General features: G+C 62.8%; 17 protein-coding genes. 7 read left to right on the top strand and 10 right to left on the bottom strand.

What is annotated here, in order from left to right; genetic code table 11:
- Positions 1-413 precede the first annotated feature (413 nt).
- Both QME84_11000 and QME84_10995 read left to right on the top strand, forming a co-directional pair.
- Positions 414-1694 (top strand): cobalamin-dependent protein, encoded by a 1281-nt coding sequence (locus QME84_11000; GenBank protein ID MDI6874791.1) that lies wholly within the window; start codon positions 414-416, stop codon positions 1692-1694.
- A gap of 61 nt (positions 1695-1755) precedes the next feature.
- The gene (locus tag QME84_10995) at positions 1756-5790 is read left to right on the top strand and encodes an FG-GAP-like repeat-containing protein (GenBank protein ID MDI6874790.1); all 4035 of its coding nucleotides are present in this window, start codon (positions 1756-1758) and stop codon (positions 5788-5790) included.
- 234 nt (positions 5791-6024) lie between these two features.
- Here QME84_10995 and QME84_10990 read toward each other — a convergent pair whose 3' ends face one another.
- The 3 genes from QME84_10990 to QME84_10980 form a co-directional block, all read right to left on the bottom strand.
- Positions 6025-7416: an alpha-L-fucosidase gene (locus QME84_10990; protein MDI6874789.1), complete on the bottom strand. Its 1392-nt coding sequence runs from the start codon at positions 7414-7416 to the stop codon at positions 6025-6027.
- 14 nt (positions 7417-7430) lie between these two features.
- A complete protein-coding gene (locus QME84_10985) occupies positions 7431-8063 on the bottom strand; it encodes a corrinoid protein (GenBank protein ID MDI6874788.1) in 633 nt (210 codons plus the stop codon).
- Between the two features lie 218 nt (positions 8064-8281).
- Positions 8282-9412 (bottom strand): uroporphyrinogen decarboxylase family protein, encoded by a 1131-nt coding sequence (locus QME84_10980; protein ID MDI6874787.1) that lies wholly within the window; start codon positions 9410-9412, stop codon positions 8282-8284.
- Positions 9413-9786: 374 nt separating this feature from the next.
- On the opposite strand from QME84_10980, the gene QME84_10975 reads away from it, so the two are divergent.
- The 3 genes from QME84_10975 to QME84_10965 all read left to right on the top strand — a co-directional run bounded on the left by QME84_10975 (position 9787) and on the right by QME84_10965 (position 11625).
- Complete coding sequence (locus QME84_10975; GenBank protein ID MDI6874786.1) at positions 9787-9990, top strand: hypothetical protein; 204 nt, start codon at positions 9787-9789, stop codon at positions 9988-9990.
- A 308-nt stretch (positions 9991-10298) separates the two neighbouring features.
- Complete coding sequence (locus QME84_10970; GenBank protein ID MDI6874785.1) at positions 10299-10907, top strand: TadE/TadG family type IV pilus assembly protein; 609 nt, start codon at positions 10299-10301, stop codon at positions 10905-10907.
- Between the two features lie 328 nt (positions 10908-11235).
- Positions 11236-11625 (top strand): pilus assembly protein TadG-related protein, encoded by a 390-nt coding sequence (locus QME84_10965; GenBank protein MDI6874784.1) that lies wholly within the window; start codon positions 11236-11238, stop codon positions 11623-11625.
- Here the strand turns inward: QME84_10965 and QME84_10960 are convergent.
- The 7 genes from QME84_10960 to QME84_10930 form a co-directional block, all read right to left on the bottom strand.
- On the bottom strand, positions 11592-12092 hold the full coding sequence (locus QME84_10960; GenBank protein ID MDI6874783.1) for a CoA-binding protein: 501 nt from the start codon (positions 12090-12092) through the stop codon (positions 11592-11594). The two genes, QME84_10965 and QME84_10960, sit on opposite strands and share 34 nt — an antisense overlap.
- Complete coding sequence (locus QME84_10955) at positions 12089-12475, bottom strand: NifB/NifX family molybdenum-iron cluster-binding protein (GenBank protein MDI6874782.1); 387 nt, start codon at positions 12473-12475, stop codon at positions 12089-12091. The genes QME84_10960 and QME84_10955 overlap by 4 nt, the downstream gene beginning before the upstream one ends.
- Before the next feature lie 189 nt (positions 12476-12664).
- Positions 12665-13552, bottom strand: a complete 888-nt coding sequence (locus QME84_10950) for an ATP-binding protein (protein MDI6874781.1) — start codon at positions 13550-13552, stop codon at positions 12665-12667.
- 132 nt (positions 13553-13684) lie between these two features.
- The gene (locus tag QME84_10945) at positions 13685-14569 is read right to left on the bottom strand and encodes an ATP-binding protein (protein ID MDI6874780.1); all 885 of its coding nucleotides are present in this window, start codon (positions 14567-14569) and stop codon (positions 13685-13687) included.
- Positions 14563-15114: a NifB/NifX family molybdenum-iron cluster-binding protein gene (locus QME84_10940; protein MDI6874779.1), complete on the bottom strand. Its 552-nt coding sequence runs from the start codon at positions 15112-15114 to the stop codon at positions 14563-14565. The genes QME84_10945 and QME84_10940 overlap by 7 nt, the downstream gene beginning before the upstream one ends.
- A 455-nt stretch (positions 15115-15569) precedes the next feature.
- Positions 15570-16367, bottom strand: a complete 798-nt coding sequence (locus QME84_10935; GenBank protein ID MDI6874778.1) for an Mrp/NBP35 family ATP-binding protein — start codon at positions 16365-16367, stop codon at positions 15570-15572.
- Positions 16368-16759: 392 nt separating this feature from the next.
- On the bottom strand, positions 16760-17647 hold the full coding sequence (locus tag QME84_10930; GenBank protein ID MDI6874777.1) for a hypothetical protein: 888 nt from the start codon (positions 17645-17647) through the stop codon (positions 16760-16762).
- A gap of 682 nt (positions 17648-18329) precedes the next feature.
- On the opposite strand from QME84_10930, the gene QME84_10925 reads away from it, so the two are divergent.
- Both QME84_10925 and tatC read left to right on the top strand, forming a co-directional pair.
- Positions 18330-18560: a twin-arginine translocase TatA/TatE family subunit gene (locus QME84_10925; protein MDI6874776.1), complete on the top strand. Its 231-nt coding sequence runs from the start codon at positions 18330-18332 to the stop codon at positions 18558-18560.
- A 298-nt stretch (positions 18561-18858) separates the two neighbouring features.
- On the top strand, positions 18859-19617 hold the full coding sequence (tatC, locus tag QME84_10920) for a twin-arginine translocase subunit TatC (GenBank protein MDI6874775.1): 759 nt from the start codon (positions 18859-18861) through the stop codon (positions 19615-19617).
- Positions 19618-19837 lie beyond the last annotated feature (220 nt).

The raw sequence follows: 19837 nt of genomic DNA, 5'->3' as shown, positions 1-19837 counted from the left end.
ACTCGTTCCAAAGCTATTTTTTTCACGGCTTCCGAATTCCACGCGCAGGGCAAGGGAGTGACTTTCTTCGATCCGGTGTGTGGAAGCGCATCCGTTTCCCGGCACGCTGAGCACGGAACTTAATGGAAGACGGCGGTTTACTCGAGGTCCGAACTCACGAGCGCTGCTCCAATGCGAGTCAGTACGGGAACGTGGATAATAGAGGAAGGCGTGATATCCAGAAGAAGGCGTAAGGGTGTTAGAGAAAGGTGTGGGATCGGGAAGAAGGCGTGAGGACGTCGTGTTTCCGAGCGTATGGTAAGCAAGGGAGCGATGCGTGAGATGAGGCCGGTCCCAGTGATCCCCCTGGGGATGGAATACCTGGCCCATTACCTGGACCTCGGGAGCGGGAAAAAGGAGGTATCGAGCACGACATGAGGGTGGCCCTGGTGAACCCCAACCGCTACCTCGAGCCCCCGGTGATCCCCCTGGGGCTGGAATACCTGGCCCATTACCTGGACCGCGAGGGTCACGAGGTGGAGGTGGTGGACCTGGCCTTTTCGCCGGACCCGGCGGCGATCCTGGCGGAGAGGCTCTCCTCCTTCTGCCCCCACCTGGTGGGGTTTTCCCTGCGCAACCTGGACACCTCCCTCTACCACGACCCCCTCTTCTTCCTGGACGACTTCGCGGAACTGATATCCGCCGCCCGGAGGGCCTGCGGGGCGCCAGTGGTGGTGGGAGGAACGGCGCTCCTGGCGGGGCCCCGGGAGGTGGCGGAGTACGTGGGCGCCGACTGCGCCGTCTTCGGCCCCGGAGAACGGGCCCTCCCCCACTTACTGCGCTACCTGGAGGCGGGAGAGGGGCTGCCGCGGCTGGTGAACGGCTGGGAGTATTCCTTCGACCACGGGGAGGTCCCGGAGAGGGCGCGCTGGGTGGATTACGAACCCTATCTACAGGAAAGGGGACTGGCAGGATTTACCACCCAGACCGGCTGCCTGGGGGCTTGCGATTTCTGCCTGGAGGCCGGCCTGCCCTGGAGGACCCGGGACCCGCGGGCAGTGGTGGCAGAGCTCGCCTCCTTGCAGGAAGCCGGCGTGCGGGAGCTCCACCTCTGCGACTGCGAGTTCAACCAGGACCTGGAGACCTGCAAGGAGCTTCTCCACCTCTGGGTCTCCTCCGGCCTGGACCTGGAGTGGTCACTGTACATGAAGCCCCTGCCCCACGACGAGGGCCTCTTCCGGCTGCTACGCGAAAGTGGCGCGGTCTCGGTAACCCTCTCCGTGGACTCCCTTTCCCTGGCCGCCGGAAGGTACGGTCTCTTCGACCTCCAGAGCTTCATCGAGCTGGCGGGAAGGCACGGGATACGTGTGGCCGTGGACCTCCTCCTGGGCTTCCCGGACGAAGAGGAGGACGAGCTCCGGGATCTCCTGGACTTCTTCCGGGCCGTGAGGCCGGACACCGTGGGGGTCAACTCCTGGATAAGGGTGTACAAGTACACCGGACTGGGGAGGGGGATGCGGCTGCGTCCCCCCCGGAAGGGGACCTTCCTGGGACACCGGGAGGACCCCGATTTCCTGCGCCCCCTGTACTACAACTGGTTGAAAATGGAAAGGTTGCGCGAGCTGATCGGCGATGACCCCCTGTTCCGGGTGGAGGGGCTGGAGCGGCGCAGCAACTACGAGCGCCTGCGCAACGCGGACCGCAATTCACCTTGAATGAAGTGCAAAAACGGTCATATAATATGAGATTGTTCATGGGGGACGAGACGGGGGAAACATGGAGACAAATTGCGCGGACGCAAAACGGGGGCGGAAGATCGCCTCCGCCATAACTTTAACCTTTATTTTTATCTGCACTTCCGTGCCGGTGCGGGCCGCTACCCCCTGGCCTCCACCTCCCCCGGGACAGGATCCGTACCGCTACGAGGATTACTGCTACAGCGAGAGTCCGCCCGACGACTACCTTCCTACCGATGGGGATTACTGGAAATACACCTCGCAGGGGGCTTCCACCCTTTACCATCTCCTCCTGAGCCTCTTCCTGCCCGACTGCTACCGCCGGGAACTCGAGGGGGTCATGGGAGCCTCGGTGGACGAGGCCTGGAAGATAACCACGGGAAGGCCGGACGTGGTCATCGCCGTGCTGGATTCCGGCGTCCGCTGGAACGACCCGGGGATCATGCGGGACCTGGCCGGAAAGATCTACCTCAACCCCGGGGAGCTTCCCCCGCCCCAAGGCGCGGACCGCTGGGACGTGAACGGCGACGGGGTCTTCAACCTGGAGGACTACCAGGGTGACCCTCGGGTGGCGGATCTCAACGGCAACGGGCTCCTGGACCCGGAGGACCTCATCTGGGCCTTCTCCGACGGCGAGGACAACGATGGCAACGGCTACCAGGACGATATCTCCGGGTGGGATTTCCTGGAAGATGACAACGACCCCCGTGACGAGGCGGACTTCGGCCACGGGGGCGCGGAGTGCGCCTGGGCGGCGGGTGAGGCGGACAACGGGGAGGGCATACCCGGCACCTGCCCCAACGCCATGCTCCTGGTGGTCCGGGTGGGGGACTCCTTCATCGTGGACGTCAACCGCTTCGCCCAGGGGGTGGTCTTCGCCGTTGATTCCGGGGCCCGGGTGGTATTGGAGGCGCTGGGCACCGTCAACGTCTCCAGCTTCGGGCAGGCTGCCGTGGATTACGCCTGGTCCCGCGGGGTGGCGGTGATCGCCTCCGCGGCGGACGAGGAGTCGGCGCACCAGAACTATCCCTCCACCTACGAGCGCACCGTCCAGGTCAACGCGGTGCAAAAGTATGCCGACCCGGGGTGCTTCCTGCTCCGCCAGTTCCCGCCCTCCTACCTCTACCTGGGAGGGCTTACCAATTACGGGGCGCACACCCATATTTCCGTCCCCTCCGACGGCCATTCCTCGGGGGCCACGGGAAGGCTGGCGGGCATCGCCGCCTTGGTTTACTCCGCCGCCGAGGACCGGGTGAGAAAAGGCGACCTGTGGCCTTACCCGGGGATGGAAACGCCGCTTTCCGCCTGCGAGGTCAAGCAGCTGCTCACCATGACCGCAGATGACATCGACTTCTCCCCCGGGGAACACCGGGTGAGCCTGGGCCTCCTGGATGGCCTGGTCGGCCCTTCCCGGAGATTCCCCTCCGGCCCGGGGTGGGACCCCTACTTCGGCTACGGCCGGGTGAACGCCCGGCGGGCGGTGCAGGCGGTGGCCGAGGGGAGGATCCCTCCGGAGGCGGAGATACGCTCCCCGCGCTGGTTCGAGTTGCGGGACCCCAACGAGGTGGAGCTGGAAATAGTTGGCAGGGTGGCCGCGGTGCGCGCCGATTCCTACAGCTACACCGTGGAGTGGGGACCGGGGTGGAATCCCTCCGAGGGGGAATGGGCAACCGTGGGAGGGGCCGACTTCCGCTTCGAACCCCTCGAAGGGGTGCTGGCCACCCTGGACCTGGGGGAAGTATACCGCCTGGTGCAGGAGAGCATTCCCCGCCGGGGTGGGGAGGTGGACCCCAACCGCTACGCCTTCACCGTCCGGGTCCGGGTGCGTGACGACCGGGGAAACTGGGGCGAGGATCGCAAGACCCTCTTCTGCTTCCACGACCCGGATGCCTATCCCGGCGCTCCTATCCGGGTGGGTGGGGACCTCTCCGCCTCCCCCCGACTGGCCGACCTGGACGACGACGGAACCGACGAGCTCATCGTGGCCACCGGGGACGGGGAGGTGCACGCCTTCAGGGCGGATTTCACCGAGCTCCAGGGATGGCCGGTGCACACCACGCCCCTGCCTCTACACCTGGAGTCGGAGGGTTTCGCCTCCGGGGCTCTACCGAAGACGGTCTTCGCATCCATCACCGGGACCCCCGCGGTGGGCGACCTGGACGGCGACGGCCGACTGGAGGTAGTGGCCGGGGACGTCCTGGGGAGGATATACGCCTGGAACGGCTCCGGGGAGTTGCTGCCGGGATTCCCGGTGCGCTCCAACCCCCTGTACTCCATCCCCGACCGGGCCGACTGGTGGACGGAAGGGGCCCTGCCGGCGGAGTGGTACGCCTCGCGGGTGGTTCCCGACCGGGTGCATCGCCTCGACCGTTGGAATTGCCTGGACCGCGGCTTCCTGCGGGGCCCGGTGCTGGCCGACCTGGACGTCCCGCCCGACGGCCGGCTGGAGGTAATCGCCGCCTGCCTGGACCAGCACCTCTACGCTTGGCATGCCGACGGCAGCCCGGTGGAGGGATGGCCGGTGAAGCTGGCGGATCCCGGGCGGGTAGCGCGCCTGGATCCTCTCACCCACACCTGCACCTTCCGAGAGCAGGAAAAAGTTCCCAGGGGGAGCAAGATAGTCACCAACCCCTCGGTGGCCGACCTGGACGCCGACGGGGAGCCGGAGGTGATATGCGGGACCAACGAGGCCTACACCGACGAGGCGGCCTGGGTGTCTGCGGAGACCTTTCTCCTCTCCCTCGTGCTCCCCATCCTGGGGCCTTTTTTGGACGGGGCTGCGGGGGGCAGGTTCAGGCCGGGCAATACCAGGGTTTACGCCGTGTACCGCCGGGGTGCCACACATCCCCGGGAGGACGGGTCCCTTCCCGGCGAGGGGGAGGTCCCCTCCAACGCCTACCTCCCGGGTTGGCCGGCGAAGCTGGCCATGGTCGCTCCGGGCATGCTTCCCAACGTGGTGGAGGGGGTCAACGGCCCCGCCGCGGTGGCCGACGTGGACGGCGACGGGAAATTGGAAGTGGGGGTGGCCTCAGCAGCGGGTCCTCCTTATATCCTGAAGGCGGACGGCTCCTCCTTCCTGGGCGCGGATGCCCTGGGGATGCCGCGCAGCCTGGATTGCGACCGGTTGGGGGCGGGATCCGAGTCCTCCGATGCCCCGGTCATGTGCGCCCTGGGAGGGGGCTGCTTTGCCCGCCTGGAAGGAAATGGAATATGCTACGTGGCGCCCACCATGGGCATGGGAAGGGCACTGGACCTCTTCTTCCCCGCCGAGCAGGTGAGGTCCGACGACCAGCTTTCCGCCTGGAGGTGCAAGGACGGCCGGATGCTGTCCTCCTTTCCCCGCCGCGTTAACGACATGATGTTCTTCGTGACCCCGGGGGCCGCGGACATCGACGGAGACGGTGTCCAGGAGATCCTGGTCGGGAGCTCCTATTACGACCTGCATGCCTTCAAGCCGGGGGGCGGTGAAGTCCGCGGCTGGCCCAAGTTCACCGGGGGTTGGACGGTGGCCACGCCGGCGGTGGGCGATCTGGACGGGGACGGGAAGCGGGAAGTGGTCTGCGGCACGCGCGAGGGGTGGCTCCTGGTCTGGAGGACGGGCTCCCGGGTGGGCGACCCCGCCGACTGGCCGGAATACGGGCACGACCCCTGGAATACCGGGTGCCTAGAGACGGATGCCCGGAGGCCGGGGAGGGTGACCGACCTGGCCGCGGAGCCGGTCGTGGAGGACGGTCACCTCGCGGGCGTGAAGCTAACCTGGACGGCCCCCGGTGACGACGGCCGTCTCGGCCGGGCCATGTGTTACGAAGTCCGATGCCTGAAAGGATCCCCGGAAGGGGAAGACTGGAACGTCAACTGGGCGGAGGCCCTTCCGCTCATGGAGGGAAAGCCCCTTCCCGCCGAACCCGGGGCGGCGGAGGAGATGTTCATCCCCTGGGAGATGCTGTGCCGGCTCCTGGGCTTAAGCGGAGGGGGCGAGGGGGCCGTGGAGCTTTGCTTCGCCCTCCAGGCACGGGACGAAGCGGGAAACGTGTCCCCTCTCTCCAACGTGGCCTGCATATCTTTTCTCCGGTGAAGCACGCCCTTCTCAACAACCTTAATAAATCACGCATTTTTCGCGCGCGCGATTCGTTCGCCGCCTGGCAGCACGATTGGGTGGTCACCATGCTTACGCGGTTGTTTCCGTTCAAGCGGTCATATCCCGTGCGAACCTGCCCAGTCTCTCGATTGCCGCGTTGCTCTCCGGCACCAGGGGAGCGAAAAAATCCCTTACTCCTTCGGCGGCACGATTCTCAGCTTCCCACGCCGTTCATAATGACTTAAGCCTGAGGATGATATCCACCGGGTCGATATCCTCAGGCCGGATCACCACTCGGACGCCCTTGTCGTTCCTCTCCACCCCCAATTCTTTCCGCGTGGGCTCGAGGTATATTCGGGCGATATTTCCCCACCTTCGCCCCTTGAACTCCACGACTATCGGTCGGGTGATCCCGTCCATGTTCACCAGGTGCAGGAGCACATTCCCGCCATGGATGCAAGCCATCGATTTCACGCTCGGCGGGCTTATCCTGATGCCCGGTACCTCCCGACGCCGATAGCGCAGGGGGATGGACTCCGTGAAGAGCTTTTTCCTCGGCTTGTACCATTCGCCGAGCATCTTCAGTTGTTTTACCTGGTCGGGGTACAATTCCCCGTTCAGCTGGGCGGATGCCCCTACGCACAGCTTGCCGCCGCTGCCCAGTATCACCGCGGCCATCCTGAGCAACTCATAAGGGTCCTCACGCAAGGTCGGATCTTGCCACCATTTTCCGGACGGGGTAATGAGCTCCCAGGGGTGGTCCGCCACCCGCCTGAACAGAGTCGCCCACTTCCAGGCGCCCGTGAGAATGGGCAGCAGCAACGACCCCGTTTTTACGAGCTTGATGTAAAAGCCGGCCAAATCGTGTGCTTCGCCGGAAGTGTAATCCAGCTTATGGTAGGAACTGGGAAAATAGTTCGAAAAGTTGAAGGTGATCACCGTTTCCGGGTAGTTGGTCCGGAAGAAATCGATGGTCAGCTCAGTGGCTCGGTCGGGCCAGTACCAGTCTATCCACATGCCGTCGGGGTGGTACTGGTCCATCAATTCGCGGTACTGCCCCCTCAAGTAATCTTCGTACATCGGCTGGCTTTCCATGCTCAAGACGGAAAAGGTGGAATGGGGATTGGGCTGTATGGGATCGAAAAGGGGATTGTGGTCCAATATCGCCGAGTAATAGAACATGAAGGGAATTCCGGCTCGACGGCTGAGTTCGGCGAATCGGCGACAGTAATCGGTTTCGGTTTTCCAGCCGGTGAGCTCTGTGTTGAAGTAGCAGATCCCGTCATGCCACTTGGACTCAAAAATATGATAATCCACGCCAACGTCCTTGCTCAGCTCGACCCATTCGTCGATCCTGCAGAAGGGCCCGTTGAAGTTGAGTTTCCCCTCATCGTCCATCATGGAGCGGTTAAATTCCTCGTAGTCTCGGTCCCAGTCCATGCCGGGGCGGTATTCGATCTGGTACATGATCCCCAGGCCCGGTTTCTTGTACCACGACTCATCCGGACCGGAGGGATACGGCACGGGGAGGATCAGCCGCCAAACCGTCCTCGCCAAAGCTTGGAAGATCTCCGTGGCCACCCATTCAGCCGCCTTGAAGAGGTTCCGGTCGCTCGTTATCATGCGAATCACCGCCCCTACCCGGCAGATTCCACGACCCGGCGGACGAAGTCCCGCGCCGCGGTGGAATCCGGCCCGTAGAAATCGGCCCCTATCTCTACGGCGAACTCCTGGCGCACGGCCGCCCCTCCGATCATCACCTTGACCCGGTCACGCAGGCCTTCCTTCCGCAGGTGGTCGAGGGTCTCCTTCATGGAAAGCATGGTGGTGGTGAGCAAAGCCGACATGCCCAATACCTGAGGCGCATATTCCTTTACCGCTTCCACAAATCGTTCCGGAGGCACGTCCACTCCCAGGTCGATAACCTCGAAGCCGGCTCCCTCCAGGGTCATGGCTACCAGGTTCTTCCCGATGTCGTGGATGTCCCCCTGCACGGTGCCCAGCACCACCTTGCCCTGGAACCCGGAACCACTGGACACTAAAATGGGTTTCAGCAACTCCATCCCCCTCTGCATGGCGCGGGCGGCGAGGAGCATCTCGGGGAGAAAGTATTCGCCCTCCTGGAATAGATTACCGACCTCTTCCATGGCGGGGATCATCGCTTCCCGCATCAAGGCCTCGGGGGTGGTCCCGGCCTTGAGCAGTTCCCGCACCCGAGCCTCAGTTTCCTCGGCCTTTCCCTGTTTGACCAGTTCCTTGAGCTGCTGCATCCGTTTTCCTCCTTGCCCTATCTCCCTTTTTTATCCTCCTCCTGTGCGCATCCCGGGTGATGGTCTTGGCGAAAGATTCCTCTTACCTTCACCGACGCTCGGCCCGGCTCTTCATGCGCCTTTTTGCGCTGGGGACGTTATAGGCGTGATGGAACGACGACCCGCGTAACGGGTAAACCATCGGCGGGGAATTCCTTACGGGCCGGCCGGGGAGGTTTCTAACATGTGCCGTAGTGTTCCTCGTTCCATTTTCGGGTCTCGTCCAGCATTGCGTAGTAATTCTCGATCTTGATGTAATTGGTGAGCGAGTTCCCTGAGCCCATGCAAAAACCGCCGCCCGGCGCGCAGACTTCCAGGATCTGGCGGGTTCTCCGTCTCACCTCCTGGGGCGTTCCCCGCGCCAGCAGGTCAACGTCCAGTCCCCCCAAGATGGCGATGCGGTCATGGTATTTTCTGTAAACCTGCTCTACCGGCTCGATGTTGTCTTGGAAGGAATGGCGGGCGTCGATGCCCACCATGTGGATGAGATCTTCCATGAGAGCGTCGATCTGGCCGCAGGAATGGAGGAGGAAGGGCTTGTCGTGGCGGTGGCAGGCGTCGGCGATCCTCTTCAGGCGGGGGATCACCCACTGGCGCATCCAGGCCGGGGAGAGCATGAGCGAGCGGTTGAAGCCCATGTCCTCGGCGTAGAAGACTGCGCCCACCGCCGGGTGAGCCGCGCAGCGTTCCACGGCCGCCTCCGCCAGTTCGGTGAGTTTTTCCAGGATGTCCCCGCAGAGATCGGGCTCCTCGATGCTCTTCAGGGCCATGTTCTCGAAGCCCATGAGACGTTTCAGGTCCTCAAAAATGCCGGTATATACGGCCATCACCTTCATGCCCTCGGGCATCTTGGAGGCGGCGTAGTCCATGGCCACCAGGCTGATGTCCTCCGGGGAGGGCCAGGGAAAGGCCTCGAAGTCGGAGCGGCTCATGATCAGGCCGCGGTGCTCATCCTGCCAACCCCGCAGCTTCCCATCCTGGACGGGGTTTTCCCGCAGGAGGAACTCGGTGCGGGGGATGGGGACCACGGGGACCATGGTCACGTAATCGTAGCCCACCTTCTCGGAGAAGGCCAGGGAGAGATCCATGAGCTGTATGCCGAGTTCTAGCTGCTCCATGGTGGGGTTGGGCCCTAAGTAGAAGATCTCCATCGCCCTCTCGGCGGGGAATTCCAGGCCAGTGACCGCGCTCATGATCTCCGGGTCGGCCAACAGCTCGATGATGGGCACCGGGCCCTCCGTGGTTTCGCGCAGCAGAACGCGGCGCAGGTGGTCGAAGTCGTAATAATTCTTGAAGGGTTTTTCCAGCATCCCGCCTCCTTTGTGCAGGTCAGCACCATCCGTGTAAAACTTAAAATGATTCTTTTCGGAATCCAATTATATTACCGGAGGGCGGGTAGCATCAAGGATTCGAATTGACTCCTAATAAATCCACTCCCAACGGATTCGTTGCCTCAAGGATGACGTTGTAAATAGTCGAGCCCGTTTTGGCGCGGGATTTAACGGGGGAAATCGTCCGCCCGAAAACGCCCGAAAGGGAACAATGATCCGGAAGGAGATTAATATGACCGGTCTTCGGGGTGAGACCGCCTCCGGCTTTTTGTGGGGGCGATTGGGCTTGACGGCGCACTGATGAGCATGTAATATAACATCTACAACTTTTCAATTTTCGGGGAGGAGGAGAGATGGCGGTCAAGATTATAAGCACTACTGAGTTGAGGTCCAAGGCCGCGGACATGGTCATCGGCCTGCGCCGGGGGGACCGCTTCCTCATCCAGCACTACAACGATATCGTTGGATACGTCACGCCGGAGATACCGGAGGACATCCTCAAGAAGCTCGGGGTGAAAAGCGGGAAGCGCGAGGAGAGCTTCAAGACGGTCGAATAGGTCACGTTCCTCTCGAAAACAGCAGGCTTGCCGACAATCGATCCCCTCTGTTGCACCGTAGGGGCGCGGGAGCTAACGCTGAGAACTCGCGGCTCCCGGCATTGTACCAGTACCACGGCATTGCGCGAATGCTGTATTCTACGCAGGCTGTTTCCGCAGGTCCGGCTTAAACGGATGAGATGCCTGTCCCCTTGTGCTCGCGGGGATGATTTAGCAATAAATGGTAACTATTCCGGTGGGGGGTCAAGAGTCCATGGCCTGGGGGAGAGGTGCGCGGTGTCCTGCCGTCTCAGATGGCAAGCTTGCGAATGGGACGCATCTCGATAGTCGTAGGACGCGAGAAGATCCTTCCCGTTCACCGTGCCCGGCGGGGGATAGGCGTGAGGAAGGGAGGAATCGCGTTGTCGAGTCATAGTTCGAAAAAGGCAGAAGGAAAAAGGCTCCCATTCATTCGTGGCAAGCGAGAAGGTCCCGAGGCAAGAAGGCGCTGTTTCCGGCTTTTCCGTTCTCATGGTGGCCCCCTCCCCTTCCGTGACCCTCGAGGGCAGGCCACGGCGGAATTCGCCATGGTCCTTCCCTTCCTGCTCCTGGTCTTTCTGCTCCTGGTTCAGGCGGTGCTGGTGATGCGGGCCCAGATAGCGGTGACCGCCGCGGCCCGGGAGGGGGCGAGGAAGGGGGTGGAGACCGGAAACCTGGCCCTTATCGAGGGAGCGGCAGCCCGCGCCGCCTCCGGGCTGGACCAGGAGAAGCTCAAGGTCAGGGTGGAGAGCGGCCCGCGGAAGCGGGGTGAATGGATAAGGGTGGAGGTGGAGTATGACGTGCCCATCGCCCTGCCCGCCGTGGAGAGGTTCTTCCCCCGGGTTACCGTGCGCAGCAGCGCGGAGATGCGCATCGAGAACGACCGGGAGGGAGCATGAACGGCGCAGACCTCCCGCGGATAAACGTGGACCCCGCTTCCTGGGGACGTCCACTGGATTATGAGCGAAGGGAAAACGATTTATTCTCACAAGGGGAGGTGTGGGTGGGTACTTGCGTAAGGGGGCCAAGAATTACGAGCGGCGGGAAAACGATTTTATTCCCGCAAGGAGGCCTTGATTGATGGATTCCCGAAGGCATCGACGCGGCCTTCCGGGGAGGGATTCATGCCCCCCTCTTATAGAGGGCCCGCCGGGAAATGACATCCGTTCCCAAGGACCCCGTTCGACTGCCTGGAGAGAGGGTTTTGTACTCCGTGCGCGGCGGCTGGTGCGGGGAGAAGCGGCGGGAGTCACGGTGATCGCCGCGGCCCTGGTCCCGGTGATGCTCCTTTTGGCCCTTATCCTGCATGATGTGACCCAGGTCTATGCCGCGAGGTCACAGGCCCAGACCGCCGCCGATGCCGCGGCCAAGGCCGCCGGGCTGGAGCTCACCCCCCTCTTCGGGGTGGGGAACGATCCCACCGGGGCGGCACGCGATTACGCCCGGCGCAACGGGTGCGAGCTCGTCTCCTGCGAGACGGGCGGCAACGAGAGGTATCTATGGGTCACTGTCCGCGTGGCCCGCAGGGCGGACCGGCTGTTCCTGAAACCCGGTGGAGCGGTCCTCACCGCCACCGCCCGCTGCTACCTGGACCTCTCCGACGACGTAAACCGGTGAGCTGCGCCGGCCCCATCCGGCTCAAGATCCCTTGTTTCCTCTCCGGCCTCTCTCCTGTAGATCATGATGCAGGCGTCGTGGATGGCCTCGATACCCCTATCCCGGCAGAAGGCTATGGCCTGGGGCGATTCGGAGCCCGGCTGCATCCATACCCTTCTCACCCCCAGCCTGGCCGCCTCCTCCACCGTCCTTTCGGTGACCTCCGGGGGGACGACGAAGATGAGCAGGTCCGGCACCTCGGGAAGGCTTGCGAGGTCGGGAAAGCACCTCACTCCCTCTATCTCGTCATAGTTAGGGTTCACGCCGTAGACCCGATAGCCCCCGCGGTGGAGGTCCATGAGCACCTTGTACCCATACTTGTTGCGATCCTGAGTGGCGCCCACCACGGCGAAGCACCCCATCTTCGAGAGGTCGAGGTCTATCATGTCGGCGCCCTCCTCCAGGATGTGATGGATAAGGTATATCATCGGCGGCAGCGGCCGCCGTGTTCTCCCCCTCGACCGCAGGCGTCCCCCTCCCCGGAATGGTCGCAGACGTTCTCCTCGCTCGTGAGGGTTCCCGAGGCCAGGGCACGGGCCGTTTCCTCCAGGTCCCCGCGGGTCCCGGTGACAACCTCGATGCCCAGGGATCGGAAGAGGGCCACCGCCCGGTTGCCCATCCCTCCGGATATCACGTGGGTGACTCCCCATTCCTTGAGCATGGGAGGAAGGGCACCGGGTGCGTGTCCGGGGTTGGGCACGCGCCTCAGCAGCCTGACCTCCTCGCCTTCGGCCTGGAAGAGGGCGAACTCCTCGCAGTGGCCGAAGTGGGGACATACCTCCCCACCTTCAGCGGCGACACATATTAGCATCTACATCCTCCTTTCTCGGATATCGGTACGGGCGTTTTCGCTTTCCATCACGATCCCGGCACGGCGTCCCATGTCCATGTTGAAGTATTATAGGGCATATGTCATATAGATGTACGGGCTTGAGCTGCGCTTTTGATTCCGTTCCCGTTGATTGCACGACAAGAATGCCTCATCCCGGGAGAGCAAATGTCAATGTAAAGTCCCCTTTTGTGAAGCGGGTAAACCGATCCTTTCCATCACCTTTTCGTGAAGCCGGCGAAGCAGGCGGGCGGCCTCACCCTCCGCGACCTCCAAGGGAGTCATGCACAACCTCGCCGCCTCGGCCAGTTCCTCCAGGTAGGGTATCTCCGCCACTACCTCCACGCCCAAGGAGGCGCACTCTTCCTTTATCCGCTCCGCTTCCTCCACGTTTATGTCGCACTTGTTGAGGCAAACGAGGGAAGGGATGCGGAAAAAGGCGGCGGTCTCCAGCGCGCGGAGGAGGTCATGTCGCCCGGAGAGGGTGGGCTCGGCCACCATGAGGGCCAGGTCGGCGCCGGTCACCGAGGCGATCACCGGGCAGCCGATGCCGGGGGACCCGTCTATTACCAGGAGTTGATAACCCTTCTCCACCGCCGCGGCTTGCGCCTCCATGCGCACCCGGGAGACCACCTTTCCGGAAGCCTCTTCGCCCACCGCCAGACGCGCCCACACCATCTCCCCATAGGGGGTCTCGCCCATGAAGACCTCGGTCCCCTCCGGTTCCTCCATGCTTATTGCACCGGCGGGGCAGAGGCGCGCGCAGAGTACGCATCCCTCGCAGGCATGCCTCTCGACCCGGAATTCCCGTATGGCCTCGAAGCGGCACGCCTCCACGCAGTCGCCGCACCGCGTGCATCTCTCGGGGTCGATGCTCGCCTTGCGGGACACGTTCAGGGTGTAGGACTTGGTTATCTCCGGCTTCAGAAGGAGGTGCAGGTTGGGCGCTTCCACGTCACAGTCGGCGATCATCGCCCTTCCCGCCAGCTCCACCAGGGCCGCCGCCACGGTGGTTTTCCCGGTCCCGCCCTTTCCACTGAGCACCACCAGCTGTTTCATGTGCTCACCGCCCTTTTCGGCAATCCCCTTCCATCGATGCTCCCCGATCCCTTGAGATGCGCCGGGCCCCGTGCCATACCGCCGGTTCCTCCCGCCGTCCGTGGAAAGGGCGGGGATGTCCGCGCCCTCGCCTCATGCCCTCGCCCCTCCCTCCACCTTGTTCGGCACGATCTTCCGGAACATGCGCAGGAAGCGCTCCCTCCATTCCGGGACCTCCTCCACCAGGTTAAGGCCACGGGAGTAGAGGGAGGCGTATTCCCTCTTGTAGGCTATACGCAGCAGTACCGGTACCCCGTTTTCCGCACACCAGGTATCCAGCCCGCCCCCGCCGAGGATGTACTTGTTGATGACCACGCCGTGGGGGATGTCCAGCTCCCTGACCATCTCCAAGGCCATGCGCAGGTCATGAAGGCCGAACTGGGTGGGTTCCGTCACCAGCAGGCAGTAGTCGGCCCCCCTTACCGTCTCCATGACCGGGCAGCCCGAGCCAGGTCCTCCGTCCAGGATGTTCACCGCCCCCTCCCCGATCCTTTCCTTAAGCCTCCTGACTATGGGGGTGGCCTTGGGCTCGCCTATGTCCAAGATTCCATGGCAGAAGGAGATATCGGCTCCGCCATATTTGCCTGCTTTAACCAGGCCACATTCCACCCTGCCGATGGGCACGGGTTCCTCCCTCACCGCTTCCCTGGGGCAGAGCAGGGAGCAACCCCCACAGGCATGGCACAGCTCATCGAAGACCATGATCCGGTCCCCGGCCAAGGCCAGGGCGTTGTAGGCACAGAAATCCACGCATATGCGGCAGAGGTCGCACTTGTCGGGGTCTATCCTGGGGACCGTCAGCTCCACCCGTTCCGAGGACCGGATCTCGGGTTGGAGGAAGAGATGGTCGTTGGGCTCCTCGACGTCGCAGTCGATGAGCCGCACCTCGAGGCCCTCCCCGGCCAGGGCCAGGGCCAGGTTGACGGCCACCAGCGTCTTTCCGGTGCCTCCTTTGCCGCTGGCGACGGCTATCACCAACGCCAGCCGCCTCCTCCGCCGCATCCCCTTCGGCCCCAACCGCCGCGCCCTCTGCCCGGTCCCATGCCGGCTCCCGGGTAGAAGGGTCCCGGCCCGGGCATGCCCGCGCCCAATCCCGTCCCCGGTCCGGGGAAGAAGGGAGCCGTACCGGGAATGGTCCCGCCGGGCCCACCGGCAGGCGGCTGCATGCCGAAATGACCTCCCACGGTGGGGGCGGAAGCTGTGGTCATCCCTCCGGATTTGAAGTTTTCGGCCGCCTGCCTCACTGTGCCGGCGACCCCCGTATAGACGGCAATTCCAGCCTGGCTCAGGACCCCGAAGGCGTTGGGCCCCACGTTCCCGGTGAGCACCGCTTTCGCGCCCCGGTCCACCACCATCTGGGCGGTTCCGATGCCCGCACCTCCGCCAGCGGAGACGTTGGGGTTGGAAACCGCCTCGAACTCCAGGGTATCCATGTCCACGAAGAGCAGATAAGCGCAGCGTCCGAAACGCGGATCCACGGCGCTCTCCAGATCGGGTCCAGTCGAGGAAACTGCTATTTTCATCTTCAGACCTCCTTGCCTGCGTTACCTGATGTCATACCGGCCGAGCCTTTTTGCGGGGGAACGATCGCCCGCGCGGGTGATTCCGCCACGCCGACCACCCGCCGGGCCTCCGCACCGGTTAAAGGTGCCCGTTTCCCGCCGAAAGGTGGCCGCGGCGACCCTCAACGCTCAGCATCGCTCACCCGCCATGGGGGTTCCGCACTTGGGACAGCGCTTGCTGGAACATGGTATGCCCCTCCGATGGGGTTCGCTGTATCCGCACCTGGGGCAGGTACAGCGGGAGCTTCCGCCCAGCCCGCGCCCTCCCGCGGGGCGTCCGGCTCCTCTTCCTTCACCCCTTCCGAATGGACCCATTCTCTTCACCTCCCTTCCCGGCGGAGGCGCTAATCTACGCGCGGAGTGAGCCGACCGGTCGAGCTCGCTCTTTCCCTACCGCTTTCCGGACGGCGTTAGCGTCAGTCCTCGTGGCCGGTGACGGCCAGGATCGACGCCACCATGGCGTTAACCGCCTCCGACTCGTAGGTCTCTATGGCCCCGATATCGCACAGTTCACTTATGCGCTGGTCGTGGGGGATCTTTCCCAGTAGGGGGAGCCCCATGTCCCTTATCATCTGCTCCGTCCCCTCACCCCCGAAGAGCTCGAAGGTCTTTCCGCAGTGCGGGCATAAGGCCGTGCCCATGTTTTCCACCACGCCGATGATCCTCCCGCCCACCTTGCGGGCCATGTTTATGGCCTTGCGCACGACCATGGAGGCCAGCACCTGCGGGGAGGTGACGATGAGCACGTCGGTCTCTGTGAGCATCTGCATTATGGTCAGGGGAGCATCTGAGGTTCCCGGAGGCAGGTCGAGGAGCAGGTAATCCAGCTTTCCCCAATCGGTATCCTCCCAGAACTGCCTGATGGCGTTGGAGACCAAGGGGCCTCTCCAGATAAGGGCGTCATCCTCCCTGTCGAGTAGCAGGTTGGCGGACATGACCCTTATGCCTCCCGCGGAAAGGGGAGGCACCATCTTACCGTTCTCCACCGTTATCTGTCCCCTGACGCCCATGACCTTGGGGATGCTGGGGCCGGTGATGTCGGCATCGAGGACCCCCACCGCCAAGCCTTTTTTCTGAAGGCCCGCCGCGAGCAGGGCCGTGACGGACGACTTTCCCACGCCTCCCTTGCCGCTCATGACGGCCAGAAAGCGGTCTATCGCGGGGACCTTTTCACCTTCCGGTTCCCGGGGCGCGGCTTTCTCCTCGCCAGGCACGTCCTCACCTCCGCTTGTTTCTCTGTCCCGGTCGTCCTCCGGTAAAATTATTATACATATGCCTATAAAAAACAAGCGGTAATTATTTACATAGGGATTAGGAAGGAAATCCAAGTTTATACGGGCCTTGAAATCATAGCCCTTATATGGGCAAAAGACAATAATTTAATTGCTGTCTGGCTGTGCCGCTGTGGGGAATTCTGTTTTGTTTAAACGGTGGCATTACGACGTTCATGGACGGTTCCAAGCAATCGTTTCCAGGTATGCGCAATCCCGTGGGCAGGCTTTGCGGTTGAGAATCCTATACCTGGCATCAGGTAAAAACGGGGTTGTCTTTGAGAGATGCCGGAGAATGGGACGGTACCGGAACGACGGCTTTTCTTCACCGGTGGTCAGTAGATGAAGAAGGGGAAGGAGTCGATGAGCCACTCGCCCTTTTCCTTGACCAGCCGCACCCGGGAGGTCTCCGATTCCAGGTTGCCCCGGGTTCCGAACTCGATGGTCACGTCCACCTCGGCGGCGTTTTCCCTCAACTGTATGTCCCGGGGATCGAAGTCGTAGGAGCGCGCAGTCCCGAAGATCCCGGAGAACTCCGCCGCCGTCCAGGGCTTCTCCAGGCGGTGTTTCTCCTTGTAAGCCCGGCTCAGGTGCTCCAAGATGTATTCCGTCCGCCCGTCCAGGCAGGCGATGAGGAAATCCCGCAGGGCCTGTTCCACCTCCGCCCGTTCCCCTTCTTCTCCGTCCACGGGCGGCGGACGGCGGGACCAGTCCAGGGCGGTGAAAGCATCCACCTTCCATGCGTCACCTTCCAGCTTGAGGGCAAGGGTTTCCTCCTTCTCCCCCTTTCCGGTTATTTCCAGGACCACGGTGACCGTCGCCCGGTCGTCCGCGAGGATCACGTCCCGGTCGGGGGAAAAGCGGTAGGATGCCAAGTAGCCCAGGGCGGCCACCAGGTCCTTACTGGTCACGGGGTCCGGCACCCGGTTACCCTCCAGGTATTCGGCGGTCATCATCTCCCGCAGGACCTCCACCCGCTGGTCGCCCAGGGCGTTCAGGAAGGCGGTGGCCGCTTCCGTAACTCGGGAGAGCTTCTCCTCCCGGCTCTCCCTCCCCTTGCCGCATCCGGAAAGCGTAAGGACGGCCAGGACGACCACGAGGGTGGCTGCGAGGACCGCCGCCAGGCCGGTAACGTATTTCGCCCGAAGGCGGACCGGGTCTCCCGCCGCGTCCTCCGTCCCGTGGTACGGGGTGCTGTTCCCCTTTCTTTTCGCCTCGACCATCTATGCTGCCCGCCTTGACCGGCGCGATAGAGAGCCTCCCTTCCCTCCCCGTCGGCAACCGTGGTTACACGTCCTTTGCCTGGTCGCGGGGACGGCTCGGGCTCATCCTCGTAGTAATGTTCCTCATTTATGATATGCCGCTCGGTTCATATTATCCTCCAACGGAATGCAGGCCAGCGTCCCCGGTCCGCACGAGGTCCGGGATGGCGATTCCCCGAATGGCGGCTCGGTAAGAGCCGTTCAGGGATAACCGTCAAGCATGCCTCTTGCCTGCCCGGCTCCGTCACTTCCGAGGAGGCATTCCGGGTCATCGCCGTAAGGGTGGCTTCGAGCATGCGCGCCCTTCCCGAACGGGGCTTCGCGGGGGTTCCTCCTAGAAGGGATTAGATACGGTCGGTTGGCGATGATGTATCGTTCATGCAGGCGTTTTCGAGATTGAAAAAGCCGAGGAGACCGCCCTGTCATCCTCACCAAACAAGCAGGTCGACAGAAAGAAAGGGGTGATATCTCGATGTTCGGTTCGTTTGACTATCATCTTGGCGGGGTCTAATATTAGTAGGCGCGCCGGAAGGACATGTTCGCAAGCCTGAAAGAGTCGACGTGAGCCGGTTGAGGCTCATCGGGAAAGGGGACAGCCTCGCCGGAAAGGCCGGTGCGGGAACGCGAGAAGGAGGGAAAAGGAATGCTCGCCCTGTTTCAGAGCTTCGGCCTCCCCGAGCTGGGAGTGATACTCCTCATCGCCCTCATCATCTTCGGGCCGGCTCAGCTTCCCAAGATAGGGCGTTCCGTGGGGAAGGCCATCCGCGAGTTCCGGGCCTCGAGCCAAGAGGTCTCCAAGGCCATCCAGGAAGGCATCGAGGGAACGGATGAGGAGGAAGGGGCCAAGAAGAAGTCCTCGGACGACGAGGATTGAACTCCCGCCGGGCGACCCCGGGATGATGATCCTGCGGAAAAGCCGTTGCCTTGCGCGTGCGCATATAGGAGGGCGGGTCTCCCTCCGCTTTAATGGGGGATGATGATGCGGGGCGGCGTATACGGCTTGATGTGTTGCGGGAATCGTTTGCCGGGCTCGTTCGGATGACGTGGATATGTCGATAGGGGTGAACGGTCGGCGGCATGACCTGAAGATATAGAGTGATCCGTTCCCGGCATCATCACCTGAATGAATACCACCCCACTTTTCGGTTTTCCAATCGTTCGGGGAGGTGCCTGTGGCCGAGCTGAGAATGTCCTTCATTGAGCACCTGGAGGAACTGCGCAGGCGCATAATCGTCATCTTCATCTCCCTCCTGGTGGCGGTCTGCGTGGGATATGTGTTCTCCTGGGAGATCCTCGATTTCTTGAAGAGGCCGGCTACCAAGGCCGACATCCCCCTCAACCTTTACTACCAGACGGTCCTCGAGCCGTTCATGGTGCGCTTCAAGATCGCCATGTACGCGGCCCTGGTCATCGCCCTCCCGGTCATCCTCTACGAGGTCCTGGCCTACGTGGCCCCCGCCCTGCGCAAGCGGGAGAAGCGCCTGATGTACGGTTCCCTCTTCTTCATCATCCTCTTTTTCCTGGCCGGCGCCGCCTTCTGCTACTTCTACATCCTGCCCGTGGGCCTGAACTGGCTGGTGGGCCAGGCCCAGGGGAGGATTAGCCCTGTGCTCATGGCCGGGGACTATGTGGGCCTGGTGGCCCTGCTCATGCTGGCCCTGGGCCTCACCTTCGAGACGCCCCTGCTGGTGTGGCTGGTGGTGCGCCTGGGCATCGTGACTCCCCGCAGGCTTCACCGGGGATGGAGGTACGCCGTTATCGCCATCCTGGCCTTTGCCGCCCTCATCACCCCGGACTGGAACCCCATAACCATGATGCTGGTGGCCGCCCCCATGTTCCTCCTCTACGAGGGGAGCATATTCTTCGCCGCCCTGGGCAAGCGGGCCGCAGATAGGCGAAGGAAGGCTCTGGAGGAGGAATTGGGCGAGTAGGAACTTGTGAAAGGGGTTACCGCCTTCCAGAACCTGGGGAAGGTAGCCAACCGGAAGAATGCTCGAGCGAGCAGGGCCTTGAGAAGTAGGGCCTTGAGAAGCTATCGGCGCCCCCGGAAAGTTATAGCCGGACACCATGTCCATCCCGGTTGGAAGGCGGAGTAGGGTTCTGGGAACCTGTCCATACCCATCCGAACCGCACCGTCCGGACCAATGGTTC

It is taken from the genome of Actinomycetota bacterium, assembly GCA_030019255.1.
In the GTDB taxonomy this organism is placed as follows: Bacteria; Actinomycetota; Geothermincolia; order Geothermincolales; family RBG-13-55-18; genus Solincola_A.
This window is presented reverse-complemented; position numbering and strand designations above follow the sequence as displayed.

Coding starts and splice junctions, on each gene's coding strand:
- QME84_10980 (MDI6874787.1), bottom strand. CDS start 9,412: ATGCTGGAAAAACCCTTCAAGAATTATTACGACTTCGACCACCTGCGC.
- QME84_10985 (MDI6874788.1), bottom strand. CDS start 8,063: ATGCAGCAGCTCAAGGAACTGGTCAAACAGGGAAAGGCCGAGGAAACT.
- QME84_10975 (MDI6874786.1), top strand. CDS start 9,787: ATGGCGGTCAAGATTATAAGCACTACTGAGTTGAGGTCCAAGGCCGCG.
- QME84_10995 (MDI6874790.1), top strand. CDS start 1,756: ATGGAGACAAATTGCGCGGACGCAAAACGGGGGCGGAAGATCGCCTCC.
- QME84_10950 (MDI6874781.1), bottom strand. CDS start 13,552: ATGAAACAGCTGGTGGTGCTCAGTGGAAAGGGCGGGACCGGGAAAACC.
- QME84_10990 (MDI6874789.1), bottom strand. CDS start 7,416: ATGATAACGAGCGACCGGAACCTCTTCAAGGCGGCTGAATGGGTGGCC.
- QME84_10930 (MDI6874777.1), bottom strand. CDS start 17,647: ATGGTCGAGGCGAAAAGAAAGGGGAACAGCACCCCGTACCACGGGACG.
- QME84_10925 (MDI6874776.1), top strand. CDS start 18,330: ATGCTCGCCCTGTTTCAGAGCTTCGGCCTCCCCGAGCTGGGAGTGATA.
- QME84_11000 (MDI6874791.1), top strand. CDS start 414: ATGAGGGTGGCCCTGGTGAACCCCAACCGCTACCTCGAGCCCCCGGTG.
- QME84_10960 (MDI6874783.1), bottom strand. CDS start 12,092: ATGATATACCTTATCCATCACATCCTGGAGGAGGGCGCCGACATGATA.
- QME84_10955 (MDI6874782.1), bottom strand. CDS start 12,475: ATGCTAATATGTGTCGCCGCTGAAGGTGGGGAGGTATGTCCCCACTTC.
- QME84_10970 (MDI6874785.1), top strand. CDS start 10,299: ATGGGACGCATCTCGATAGTCGTAGGACGCGAGAAGATCCTTCCCGTT.
- QME84_10940 (MDI6874779.1), bottom strand. CDS start 15,114: ATGAAAATAGCAGTTTCCTCGACTGGACCCGATCTGGAGAGCGCCGTG.